Consider the following 13,489-nt stretch of genomic DNA (forward strand, 5'->3'; position numbering starts at 1 on the left):
CTAAGACCTACATTTATCTTAATAGAAACCAAATCAATTTGTTATGAGAAAAATTTACTTGTTTTTAATGGTCGCTTTAGTTTATTCTTGTTCCGTTGAAGATGATAGCTATCTTGAATATGGCGACACTTTTTCCTTAACTGCTTCAGCAGAGGCAGATGGCTGTAGCCTTAGTGCGGGAGCCGATAAATCCACTACTATTACTGTGGCACAGGCTGAAGCCATTCCCAGTTGGGATGAAGTCAGAAAATTATATCTGAGTCTGCTGGACGAAGGGGTAAGCAGAAATGGGGAGTTTGATCCTACTATTTGGGATCTTATAGATGCCTTCAACGAAAGCCCATTAGGCGAATTTACTACAGTTTATACTGTAACTGAAGGGGAATGTTCAGATTCCGTTGTATTAACTATTAATGTGGTAGAAAAGCTACCTTCAGATCCTACCTGTGAACTTAGTGCAGGTGAAGATGCTTCAAAGACTATTACAAAATCTGAAGCAGATGCTATTCCAAGCTGGGACGAGGTAAGAAAGCTCTATTTAAGTTTGTTGGATGAAGGAGTAGCCCGCAACGGCTCTTTTGATCCTTCAATTTGGGATCTTATTAATTCCTATACTGGTCCGGGAGAATATTCAACCACTTATACTATTACCGATGGCGATTGTTCTGATTCTGTAAAATTGACCATTGTTGTAGTTGCTGATGGCACTTCAGATCCTACCTGTAGTTTAAGTGCCGGTGCCGATGCCTCAAAGACTATTACTCAATCTGAAGCAGATGCTATTCCAAGCTGGGATGAGGTAAGAAAGCTTTATTTAAGCCTTTTAGAACCAGGCGTTTCTAAAGAAGGAACTTTTGATCCTACTATATGGGATATCATCAATTCCTATACAGGTCCGGGAGCCTATACTACCACCTATACTGTTACAGATGGGGATTGTACAGATTCGGTTGAGCTTACAGTATATGTAGTTGCAGACTCACCAGCAGATCCTACCTGTAATTTGATCCTGGAAACTGAAAGTTCAAAATCTATTACTTTTTCTGAAGCCGAGGCGATTCCGAGTTGGGATGAAGTAAGAAAACTCTACTTGAGTCTTTTACCACAGGGGGTTAGTCGAAACGGGTCATTTGATCCTTCTATTTGGGACTTGATCAATGATTTTAATGAAAGAGGAGTTGGTGCTTATACTACAACATATACTGTAGTGGAAGGAGACTGTACTGACTCAATTAAATTGACTATTAACGTCATTTCCGATAATTAAACTACTAGTATTTTATTAAAAGGGCTGCCAATTGGGAGCCCTTTCTTTTTTAACAAGCAGAGTTAAATTATATTTGACCAAAATTTTTCATGCCTCCCAAACTCATCCGCATCACCACAATTCCCCTTTCTCTTGAAAAACTCCTGGAAGGACAGCTAACCTTCATGAATAACCACCTTGAAGTCACGGCGGTATCCGCCGAAGAGATCAGGTTGCAGAAGTATGGTTGGGACAACAGGATAAATACTTTTCATGTGGAAATGACAAGGGAAATTACTCCGGCAAAAGATCTGAAAGCTTTATTCAAACTCTACAGGTTTTTAAAAAGAGAAAAACCTGCTATTGTTCATACCCACACTCCCAAAGCCGGAATTATTGGTATGATGGCGGCAAAAATGGCTGGAGTACCTGTACGGCTGCACACAGTCGCCGGAATGCCTTTGATGGAGACTACTGGGGCTAAAAGAGAAGTTTTGGAGCAAGTGGAGCGACTGACGTATAGCCTGGCTACTAAAGTGTATCCGAATTCTGAAGGACTCAAAAAGATCATTTTGGAACGCAATTTTGCAGAACCCGAAAAATTAAAAGTTTTAGGAGAGGGTAGCTCTAATGGTATAGATACCACATATTTTAATCCGATAAATTATACTGCTGAAGAAAAGAAGAAGATCAGGCAGTCTCTGAAAATTCCCGCAGAAGACCATGTTTTTGTTTTCGTCGGCAGACTGGTAAAAGATAAAGGGATCAACGAACTCGTGCAGGCTTTTAAAAATCTTGTTGCAGAAAATGCTGATACAACTTTGTTACTGGTCGGACCTTTTGAGCAGGAACTGGATCCGATAACTGATGAAAATTTTGAAGAAATAAAGAGCCACCCGAAAATTGTCACCACCGGCTATCAGATCGACGTTCGCCCTTATTTTGCAGCTGCAGATGTCTTGGTGTTTCCTAGTTACAGGGAAGGCTTTCCTAATGTGGTGATGCAGGCCGGTGCGATGGGACTGCCGTCGATTGTGACTGATATCAATGGTTGTAATGAGATCATTCGGGAAGAAGAAAACGGATTGATCATACCGGTTAAAGATCAACAAGCCTTGTTTGAGGCAATGAAAAAAATAATTGCAAACCCTGATTTAATGCATCGGCTCGCCGCCAATTCCCGTTCAGTAATTACGGAAAAATATGAACGCCGACATTTTTGGAAGCTACTACTGGAGGAGTATCGGGTTCAAATGCGGAACGCTGGAATTCGAGAGTAGGACTGGGGGACTGGGAGACTGGGGGACTGGGAGACTGGGAGACGGGGGGATTGGGAGAAGAGGGGACTGGGGGAAGAGGAGACTGGGGGAATGGGAGAAGAGGGGAAATTGGGACTTCCTCATTCAATGATTCCGGATTCCCGACTAACCAATTCACCCATTCACCAACTAACTAATTCACCGATTTCCAAATCCCGAATTAACGAATCCCGATTCACCGATTCACCGATTCACCAATTCACCAATCAACCGATTAACCAATTAACTAATTCACTGATTTCCGAATCCCGAATTAACCATTCCCGAATTAACGATTCCCGAGTTAACGATTTAACGATTTCACCAATTCACTAATTCACCGATTTCCGAATCCCCAATTAACGAATCCCGATTCACCGATTCACCGATTCACCGATTCACCGATTAACCAATTCACCAATTAACCGATTAACCAATTAACTAATTCACCGATTTCACGATTTCACCAATTCACCAATCAACCAATTCACCAATCAACCAATTCACCGATTTCCGAATCCCGATTTAACGATTTCACCAATTCACCAATTAACTAATTCACCGATTCCCGAATCCCGAATTAACGAATCTCGAATTAACGATTCACCAATTTAACATATCTTTACAGCCGGATTAATTTAAAAATCCTTTAGTTTGCGCCTGAAATTGAGCTTGTGTACAGAAAACTTATCAAACCTTTTTTAGATTTATTAGTTGCCTTTGTGGCATTATTGTTTTTAAGTCCTTTTCTTCTTTTTTTTATTCTTTTACTTTCTGTTGCCAATAGAGGAAATCCTTTTTTTCTTCAAAGACGGCCGGGGAAGAAGGGAAAGATATTCCGAATTATAAAGTTTAAAACAATGACCGATGCCCGGGATGCTGAAGGGAATTTGCTGCCCGATTCTCAAAGGTTAACGGCTACCGGAAAGTTTGTGAGAAAAACTTCTGTAGACGAGATCCCGCAATTAATAAATGTTTTAAAAGGAGATATGAGCCTGGTTGGGCCGCGACCTTTATTACCGGAATATCTAAAGCTGTATAGTCCACGGCAGCAAAAAAGACATGAGGTGAGACCGGGCATAACGGGGTGGGCGCAGGTGAATGGAAGAAATGCAATTTCCTGGAATAGAAAATTAGAACTTGACGTGTGGTATGTTGAAAATTTATCTTTTATAGTAGATCTTAAAATAATATGGATGACTTTTTTAAAGGTAATCAAATCTGAAGGAGTGAATACTGCAAATATGGCCACAACAGAACCCTTTAACGGAAATAATTAAATGAATATTTACGGTGCCAGCGGACATGGTAAGGTAATTATAGATCTGGTGCAATCCAGGATGCTTGAAGTACATCATATTATAGATGATAATAAAGTCATTACCGGTTTGTATGATTATGAAGTAATACACGATCCGAGTCCTGAAATTCTACGGAAGAAAACTATAATTGCCGTTGGTGACAATAAGACCAGAAGGAAAATTTCTCAAATTATTAAGGGGGAATTTTTCCGCGGAATTTCTCATGCTACGGCGGTAGTAGATGAAACCGTGGAATTGGGAAATGGTACTGTAGTAATGGCAAATGCGGTAGTAAATGCAGATGCTATTATAGGCAAACATTGCATATTGAACACCGCCTGTGTTGTAGAACATGATTGTTTTCTTGAAGATTTTGTACATGTTTCACCGGGGGCAGTACTCTCCGGAGGGGTGAAGGTAGGAGAAGGTACCCATTTAGGTATTGGTGCACTTGTAATCCCGGGTAAGAAAATTGGAAAATGGTGTACTATTGGTGCAGGTGCGGTGATTATCGGGGACATTCCCGATTACGCTACTGTTGTGGGAAATCCCGGGAGAATTATAAGAATAACAAATACTGAAAATGAATAACAGTAAAATTTACTTGTCTTCCCCCCATATGGGAGGGAATGAGCAAAAATATATTAATGAAGCCTTTGACCAAAACTGGATCGCACCTTTAGGCCCGAATGTGAATGGTTTTGAAAAGGATCTTGAGGAATATTTATCTAATGATGTCAAAGTAGCAGCATTAAGTTCGGGTACAGCAGCACTACATCTGGCCCTAATATTATGTGGAGTGGAAAGGGGAGATGAAGTCCTCTGTCAAAGTTTAACCTTTGCCGCATCGGCCAATCCCATTGTTTATTTAGGAGCAACCCCGGTCTTTGTAGATAGTGAGACAGATACCTATAATATGTCTCCCCAATTTCTTGAAGCGGCTATAAAGGACAGAATTCAAAAAGGCAGGAAGCCCGGGGCGATCATTGCAGTCCATCTTTATGGAATGCCTTATAAGGTGAGGGAAATTCATGCCATCGCCAATAAATATGAGATCCCGGTAATAGAGGATAGCGCAGAAGCTCTTGGAAGTACTTATGAGGGTCAAAAATGCGGAACTTTTGGAAAATTTGCTATTCTTTCTTTTAATGGAAACAAAATTATTACTACTTCGGGCGGGGGAGCTTTAGTTACTAAAGACCCGCAATTAAAAGAGAAGGCTATCTTTTTGGCTACCCAGGCCCGGGATGCGGCCCCTCATTATCAGCATAGCTCCATTGGATATAACTATCGCCTGAGCAATATCGCAGCCGGAATTGGTAGAGGTCAAATGGAAGTTTTAGATGCTCATATTGCTAAAAGAAGGGAAATGAACCAGTTCTACAATGAGCTTTTTAGTGCTTTCGACGGAATAAAGATTCTCAATGCTCCTGAAAATTCCTACTTTTGTAACCATTGGCTGACGGTGATGAAGTTAGATAATTCCAAAATTCCTTTTAGTACCGAACAACTTCGAGTACATTTGGAAAATTATAATATTGAAAGTCGGCCGCTTTGGAAACCGATGCATTTACAACCGGTATTTAAAGATGCTCCCTATTATGGAGAAAGGATTGGGGAAGAAGCCTTTTTGACAGGTTTGTGTCTGCCTTCAGGCTCTAATTTAACAGGAGAAGAAAAACAACGGATTCAGGATGCAGTAAAGGACTTTCTCCGGGAAAAATTTTAGACCCGCTTATATTATGGGTAAAAAACTTAATTATGCATTACGCCAGATCCTGTCCTCAGAAAACAGGCTGGATATAAGGAATATCAAATACCTGCCTCGCTGGGCCATCCTGGGTATAGATATCACTATTATCATTATTGCAGATTATCTTACCCTTCTTGCCCTTCAGGATCTTACCACTAATTTCTACGAATTCCTTTCGATAGGTGAAAGGATGTTGCTGGTAGTTATTGTAAATACCTTTTTCTTTTTCATATTCAAGACTTATGCTGGTCTTATCAGGCATTCTTCTTACGTGGATGCCCTAAAGATCATGCTGGCGTGTTTCAGTACTTTTGTGACCCTTCTGTTTATCAATTATGCGTGTTATGTTCTTATTGGTGAAAAGATCTACCTGGTTGCCGGATTGATATTCTATTTTCTCGTTTCTTTTTCATTGCTCTTCCTGTTCAGGCTTTCTGTTAAACAGGTATATGAGTATTTTAAGACCTCTCAGAAAAATCAAAATCTTCAGAAGGCTGTGGTTTTTGGTGCCGATGAAAACGCAATATCTATTGCGGGGGCCTTAGAGATTGAGCATCCCAAAAGATTTGATATCAGAGGTTTTATTACCAATGACAATACCAGGAGAAACATCAGGATTCTTGGAAAACCTGTTATTTATAATGGGTTGAAAGTAAGTGCTGAAGCTAAATCCTTAGAGGCTACTGCGTTGATTCTTTCTGAAAATACCTTAACCGCAGAGGAAAAATTTTCCCTGGTAGAAGATTGCCTTGAAAATGACATTAAAGTTTTTAACGCTCCCATCGTTTCTAACTACGAGGATGAGCAATCTGTTTCTCACAAAGTAAAATCTCTCCAGATTGAAGATCTCCTGGACAGGGAGCCAATCCTGCTGAATAAAGAAAATAAAAGACAACAACTAACCGGAAAAACCATTCTTGTTACCGGCGGGGCCGGCTCTATAGGAAGTGAAATTGTACGGCAGGTTGCCGAATATAATCCTAAACTGCTTATTATTCTTGATCAGGCAGAAACCCCTATGCATAATCTCCAGTTGGAGATGGAAGCCAGGTTTCCCGATCTTAATTTTACATGTGTAATTTGTGACGTTGGCAATAGAAAGCGTCTCGAACTGCTTTTCCAAAGAAGATCTGTAGATGTGATTTATCATGCGGCTGCATATAAACATGTACCTCTTATGGAAGCTAATCCGCATGAAGCGGTATTTGTCAATATCCTGGGTACTAAAAACCTCGCAGATCTTGCAGTTCAGTACAACGTAGGTCATTTTGTAATGGTTTCTACAGATAAGGCTGTGAACCCTACCAATGTGATGGGAGCCTCAAAAAGAGCTGCCGAAATGTACGTGCAGGCACTGTATCATTCTGCCTGTGTTGAAGGTGAGGTCGGTACCAAATTCATCACCACGCGCTTCGGGAATGTTTTAGGCTCTAATGGATCTGTAGTTCCTTTATTCAGAAAACAGATAGAAAAAGGAGGTCCTGTAACTATAACTCATCCCGATATTATTCGTTATTTCATGACTATACCTGAGGCTTGTCAGTTAGTATTAGAAGCCGGGGCAATGGGAAAAGGAGGGGAGATCTTTATTTTTGACATGGGGGAGCCTGTTAAGATTATGGATCTTGCTATCAAGATGATAAAACTGGCGGGATATATACCCGATAAGCAGATAGGCATAAAAATTACCGGTTTGCGTCCCGGAGAAAAGCTTTACGAAGAATTGTTGAGTGATAAGAGCAAAACCTTACCCACTCATCATAAAAAAATCATGATTGCCATTGACCAGGTAGGAAATTTTGCTGAAATAAGTGAATCTGTGGAGCAAATTATAAAATCTGCAACAAAACTAAAGAGTCACAAAGTTGTAGCCAAATTAAAAGCTTTAGTACCTGAATTTAAGAGCAATAATTCCACTTTTGAAAAGTTAGATAAGGATCCTGTTTTACATTCAAACCAGAAGAAGATCAGTTAAATGATAAGAAATATTTTCTCCCAATTGAAATCCATAAAATTATTTTCTAAGCTTTTATTGTTTATTCTTTCGGCGAGCATGGTGACTTCCTGCTCTACCAGGAAAGACATCGTTTATTTTGAGGATTATGAACGGCTGCCAAACATGGCTGCCCCCGAAGATTTCGTGGCTAAGATCGAAGTGAATGATGTTCTTAGAATAGATGTTTCATCATTGGATGAGGAACTCGCTGCTCCCTTTCAACAAAATCTGAGTGGACAAAGTTCCGGAGGAAGTGCAAGCAGTCGGAATGGTGGAAATTCGGGTTATCTTGTGAATTCTAACGGCAACATTAATTTTCCTGTACTTGGGGAAATTTACGTTGAGGGAAAAAGTAGGGAAGAACTTGAGGAGGAACTCACTACAGTACTCCGAGAGAAATACCTCAAAGATGCCGTGGTAAGAGTTCGAATTGTCAATTTTAAGGTGACGGTAATGGGGGAAACGGGGAGTAGCGTCATAGATGTACTTGATGAAAGAATCTCAGTGCCACAGGCCATAGCGATGTCAGGAGATATTACTTATGACGGTAAGCGTGACAATATTCTGGTGATAAGACAGGTGGATAATCAATTGAATTACGAAACCCTGGATCTCACAAGTGTGGATATATTTCAGAATCCTTATTATTATTTAAAGCAGAACGACATAGTATATGTTGAGCCAACATATAGAAAGGTGAAATCAGCAGGATTTATAACAAGTTGGGAAGGATTAGTGTCTATTGTAACCACGGCTTTTAGTCTAATTGTACTTTTTAGCAGGTAATTATGGAAGAACTCGAAGAGTTTTCGGAAAAACAAGAATCAAACTTTGATCTTAAAGCAGAGATCTTTAAATATTTGAGATACTGGAAATGGCTTGTTTTCGGATGTTTTCTGGGTCTTACAATTGCTTACCTGTATAACAGATATACCCTGCCCAAATATGCCACAGAAGCTAAAATGATGATCCTTAAAGATGAGAGTAGTAACCTCGTAGGGGCATTACCTTCGGGAGGTACTTCGATCCTGGCATTTGACAACAATTCTCTGGAAAATCAAATCGTCAATTTAAAATCTAAGCGATTAGTTGAAGGAGTAATAGACGAACTGGATCTTAACGTAACCTATCACGTTGAAGGAAATGTAATTGCAGTTGAAGCTTATGAAAATACGCCGGTTGTTATAGAATTCCTTTCCGAAAAAAGCCTGGTTCATGAGTCTGCATTAAATTTTTGGGTGACCCCGACTTCTGCTACATCCTACAAACTTGAAACTTCAGACGGTTCCTCTAAACAGTATGAATTTGGAGAACCCGTGACTTTAAATGGGATTAGTTTTCTAATTGCTCCTAACAAGGAAGAAGTCAGCAGTAATGTTACGGTCAATATTTTAGTAAGGCCTTTAAGAGATGTCGCCAATGAGTATATCTCAAAGATGGTCGTAGCACCACAAGGAAAAGCTAAAGACATTCTGTCACTTAGCATCACAGGAGAAGTGCCCGAAAAATCCAGAGATTTTCTTAATACTCTTATGGTTCATTTTAATGCCGATGGAGTAGCTGATAAAAGGCAGGTAGCCGAAAATACAGCTGAGTTTATAAGACAGCGATTGGAACTGATTTCCCAGGAGCTTGATTCTGTTGAGGGGGGGATAGCAGATTTTAAAAGTGAAAATCGCTTTATGGATGTGGGAAGTAGTGCAGGTGAGTATATGGCCAAATCTACTATGGCTGAACAAGAAATTTTCACTTTGGAAACCCAACTCATGATTTTGGACGGAATTGAAAGCACGCTTAGTTCCACTAAACCATATCAGCTTTTACCTGAAGGAGTCGGATTGGAACAAGGGGGGATGGGATCTGCTATAGGACAGTACAACGAGCTAGTGCTTCAGAGGAATGCGTATTTAAAAACTGGTACTACCCAGAATCCCGTTGTGCAGACTCTTAGTGATCAATTGGATGCCTTAAGGGAAAATATTTTAAATAATATTGAGCAGACACGTAGTTCCATTCGTATTCAATTAAGAGAATTGAATCAGTTAGATCAGAGAGCAGAAGGACAGTTTAGTTCATTTCCGGGACTTGAAAAAGGGATAAGAAGTATTGAACGTCAACAGGCAATAAAAGAACAGCTTTATCTTTTTCTCCTGCAGAGGCGTGAAGAATCTGCTATTTCTTTTGCAGCTACCTCTCCGGTAGCTAAAGTTATTGATCCGGCTTTTACCTATAATCAACCAGTAGATCCTAAGCCATGGTTGGTCCTTACGGGTGGAGGGATAATTGGTCTGTTAATTCCACTTCTAATTATTTTTGTAATTAATTTTCTTGACACCAAAGTTCACCATAAAGGTGATTTACAATATCTGAATAAGCATGTTCCATTTTTGGGAGAAATTCCAAAGATCTCGAAAGATGAAGCAGAATTAATACAATTAAATGACCGTTCCCCATTAGCAGAATCGTTTAGGATTCTCAGAACCAATCTTGCTTATCTGGTTCAGTCAAGAAATAAAGATAAAGCAGAAGTGCTTTTTGTTACTTCAACAATAAAGGGGGAAGGGAAAACTTTTATTTCCTTTAACCTTGCACGCACTTTAGCCAGTACAGGTAAAAAGATTCTTTTGATTGGAGCAGATGTGCGTAATCCAAGGTTACACAAATTTGCAGGTAATCCTTTAGATACAAAAGGTCTTTCAGATTTTTTGTATGATATGGACATTAGAGCTGAAAATGTTATTCAGCCAATGAAACAGGATAATATACCTGTAGATGTTATTTTCTCAGGAGCAATACCTCCAAACCCTGCAGAACTGCTGATGAATGACCGAATGGAGGAACTACTGAAAAGTCAGAAAGAAAATTATGATTTTATCATTGTAGATACAGCACCAACGATGATAGTTACTGATACCCTTCTTATTAGCCAACTTGCCGATACTACCCTTTATGTGGTAAGAGCAGGTTACACCGAAAAGAAATTACTTGATTTTCCTAAAGATCTAAAACAACAAGGTAAACTTAAAGGTTTGGCTATTGTTCTTAATGATGTTGATTACTCCAAATTTTCTTATGGAGCTAAGTACGGTTATTCCTATGGGTACGGTTATGGATATGGTGCTGATGACGATAGGAAAGGTCTTGTCGGTTCAATTAAACGTTTCTTCGGAAGAAGTTAAAATTTAAACGTTTTTTTTGTATTGTCTATTATAGAACGCAGCATCTCTACTTTTTTTGAAGAGATGCTGGCTGTTGAAAGTTTTTCTAAATGTCTTTTCTGATGTGTATCAGTACCTATAAAGTCCATCATCTCTTCTTCTAAAAGCCGGAAAGCTATATCTTTAATATTTTTTCCGTAGTGGCCGATGAGACTAAGGGCATTTAACTGAAAGAGGCATCCCCTGTCTTTAAGTTCTTTGTAATTACTAAGAGAGTTGGAATGTAGAAAAGCATAACGCTCCGGGTGAGCGAGAACCGGTTTGTATTGTAAAGTTTGAAGTTGAAATAGAATTTCATTAAGATTAATTGGTGGCTGAAAATAAGACATCTCTACCAGAACCATATTTTCTTTTAAACAAAGTAATTCTTTTTTCTCTATAAGGGCCATAAAATCTTGATCCATCATATACTCAGCTGCAGCCTTTATCTCCACTTTCAAATCATTAAGTTTATTTAACTCTGTTATAAGTAGTTTGTGAGCTTTGTTAATACTGTCAGGAGTATTAGCGTAGTAATCATTCATGACGTGGGGAGTGGCAATTATTTTTTGAATTCCCAGTTTTTGATAGTCATATAAAAGACGGATAGAAGTATCTACATCTGATGCGCCGTCGTCAATTCCTGGCAAAACGTGGTTGTGGATATCAATAAAACCGTCAAGGTAATCTTTGAGGAATATTTTTTTCTGAAAGAAACTAAACATTTAATTATTTTATAGATTAAAATTAATGTTTTTATTTCATAGTCTATTGGGCTTTAGCAGAAGAATACTACTTTTACGACACAAAATAAAAATGTGATAAAAAAGCTCACCTTTTTGATACTGCTGTCTGCTTCGGCAGCTTTTTCACAGGAAATAAATTACTCAGTTAGAGGTACTGCTCAGGGTCTTGTCTATTCGGGTGAAGAAAGTCCTTTCTGGCTACATTCCAATCAACGTGGAAGGATTGATGAAAAAACTAATTTAAGTTCATGGTTAACCGGTATAGGAACCTACAAGTTTCGAAATGACGGAGTTCTTTCTGCAGGTGTTGGCCTTCTTTACAGTAATGGTTATTCGGACGAAATGAAACTGGACGAGTTTTTTATAAACTACGAAAACAAATGGGTTGAAGCATATGCAGGAAGAAAACAAAGAGATGAACTTTTTAGAGGAATTAGTGCTACTAATGAAAGTGTGTTATGGTCTTTAAATTCACGACCAGTTCCAGGTTTTAGTGTTAAGGTTAAGCCTTTAATGCTTTTTAAACGTGCCGGAATTGGAGTAAAGGCTTCCTGGGAAGAATTTTTTTCGGAAGAACGTGACAGGTTTATTCAAATGCCCCGAATCCATCATAAAAGTTTTCATTTAATATATTCTGGAATTGATAACGTAGAATTAGTCGCAGGTGGCCATCATTACGTACAATGGGGTGGAAAGACCTCAGAATATGGTGATTTACCTGCAGGACTTAACGACTACATAAAAGTCATAACAGGAGGTAGCCTCGCAGGAGGTGTTGGCCTTGTAGGTGAAGAGGAAATTAACGGACTGGGAAATCACCTGGGAGGGTATGAAATCCAATTAAATACCACATTTTCGCATTTCGATATTTCATTGATTTATAATACTATTTTTGAAGATTTTTCTGGCATAAAACTTCGAAATACTCCGGACGGTCGCTATGGTATCTATATTTCTGATAGGGAGCCAGAAAAATGGATACAGGCTTTTATGTATGAATACTATTTTACCCGCAACCAGAGTAAAAATTATCCAACTACAGACGGAAAGGATAATTATTTTAACAATAATCTTTATCGTTCTGGCTGGACTTATGAAAATAGAATTATAGGGCTACCTTTCATAATGCTCGACGAAGATAGATTTAGAGTGGCACATAATAATATTGTTGCACATCACATAGGGTTAACTGGTACGGCGCTTTATGAATATCCTTATAAATTTTTGGCCAGTTATCGTGGAAATTATGGTGCTAAAAGTGGTACCTCCAAACCCATCGAACGAATTATATCAATGTACCTTGACGCAAATGTTTGGCAGAGATATGTAGATGTGAACGTACAGATTGGAGCCGATCTTCACTCCTCTCAATCATCTAACGCCGGAATAGGATTGAGGGTTACAAAAAACTTCTTTTAATAATCTCACCACATATTTTTGAAGTCACCCGATAAGAATATTGAAGAAAAATTTATTCTGATTTAATTACTTCCCAATACAGAAGTTATCTTTTCAAGCAGGCTGGGGTATTCGCAGATTTCGAGGTGTAATCCAGGTACACGGCCATTATAACATGTTGAAAAAAAGTGATAAAATGTTATCAAATATTTAGTCCTTATTTATTTTATTGATTTTTATGTAATTAATATTTTTCCTAAATAAATTGGATTAGATTCTCACATAGTCCGGTCTTTGTTTTTATACTTTTGAAGACCTTCATTTAACATTGCCTGGAATAGCCCTTTCTTATATTTATGAAGCAGATTAATAAGACTTAAGATTTATTCTTCATCAATGCTGTAAATATTAAAGTTGCTTTTTTGAGAATTTTATCCTTTTCGAGTACCGGGTTTTTAGAATTTCCTCTAAGCCTTCAGGAATAAATAAACGACTTCTTTCAGAAAGATGTTTCTTATACTCATTCAGATAAATGCTGCAAATAGAAATCCCCA

The 13,489-nt window shown here is 38.7% G+C and carries 10 protein-coding genes; 9 read left to right on the plus strand and 1 reads right to left on the minus strand.

Annotated elements, in window-relative coordinates; all coding sequences use genetic code 11:
• Positions 1-43 precede the first annotated feature (43 nt).
• From V5739_RS14630 to V5739_RS14665, 8 genes are all read left to right on the plus strand, one after another.
• Positions 44-1,267: a hypothetical protein gene (locus tag V5739_RS14630; protein ID WP_423818769.1), complete on the plus strand. Its 1,224-nt coding sequence runs from the start codon at positions 44-46 to the stop codon at positions 1,265-1,267.
• Between the two features lie 89 nt (positions 1,268-1,356).
• Entirely contained in the window at positions 1,357-2,526 is a 1,170-nt protein-coding gene (locus V5739_RS14635) for a glycosyltransferase family 4 protein (protein WP_423818770.1), read from the plus strand.
• Between the two features lie 692 nt (positions 2,527-3,218).
• Positions 3,219-3,824 (plus strand): sugar transferase, encoded by a 606-nt coding sequence (locus V5739_RS14640; RefSeq protein WP_423818771.1) that lies wholly within the window; start codon positions 3,219-3,221, stop codon positions 3,822-3,824.
• Positions 3,825-4,436 carry an acetyltransferase gene (locus V5739_RS14645; protein ID WP_423818772.1) on the plus strand — a complete coding sequence of 204 codons (612 nt, stop codon included), beginning with the start codon at positions 3,825-3,827 and terminating at the stop codon, positions 4,434-4,436. It begins immediately after the preceding gene.
• The gene (locus tag V5739_RS14650; RefSeq protein ID WP_423818773.1) at positions 4,429-5,574 is read left to right on the plus strand and encodes a DegT/DnrJ/EryC1/StrS family aminotransferase; all 1,146 of its coding nucleotides are present in this window, start codon (positions 4,429-4,431) and stop codon (positions 5,572-5,574) included. The genes V5739_RS14645 and V5739_RS14650 overlap by 8 nt, the downstream gene beginning before the upstream one ends.
• Positions 5,575-5,587: 13 nt before the next feature.
• Positions 5,588-7,573, plus strand: a complete 1,986-nt coding sequence (locus tag V5739_RS14655) for a nucleoside-diphosphate sugar epimerase/dehydratase (RefSeq protein WP_423818774.1) — start codon at positions 5,588-5,590, stop codon at positions 7,571-7,573.
• Positions 7,574-8,380 carry a polysaccharide biosynthesis/export family protein gene (locus tag V5739_RS14660; protein WP_423818775.1) on the plus strand — a complete coding sequence of 269 codons (807 nt, stop codon included), beginning with the start codon at positions 7,574-7,576 and terminating at the stop codon, positions 8,378-8,380.
• A gap of 2 nt (positions 8,381-8,382) precedes the next feature.
• A complete protein-coding gene (locus V5739_RS14665) occupies positions 8,383-10,773 on the plus strand; it encodes a GumC family protein (protein ID WP_423818776.1) in 2,391 nt (796 codons plus the stop codon).
• On the opposite strand, the gene V5739_RS14670 is transcribed toward V5739_RS14665, so the two are convergent.
• Complete coding sequence (locus V5739_RS14670) at positions 10,770-11,516, minus strand: tyrosine-protein phosphatase (protein WP_423818777.1); 747 nt, start codon at positions 11,514-11,516, stop codon at positions 10,770-10,772. The genes V5739_RS14665 and V5739_RS14670 overlap by 4 nt on opposite strands.
• A gap of 93 nt (positions 11,517-11,609) precedes the next feature.
• On the opposite strand from V5739_RS14670, the gene V5739_RS14675 reads away from it, so the two are divergent.
• The gene (locus tag V5739_RS14675; protein WP_423818778.1) at positions 11,610-12,956 is read left to right on the plus strand and encodes a capsule assembly Wzi family protein; all 1,347 of its coding nucleotides are present in this window, start codon (positions 11,610-11,612) and stop codon (positions 12,954-12,956) included.
• Positions 12,957-13,489: the final 533 nt, after the last annotated feature.

Origin of the sequence: Salinimicrobium sp. TIG7-5_MAKvit (assembly GCF_049569215.1) — a bacterium.
Classification (GTDB): Bacteria; Bacteroidota; Bacteroidia; order Flavobacteriales; family Flavobacteriaceae; genus Salinimicrobium; species Salinimicrobium profundisediminis.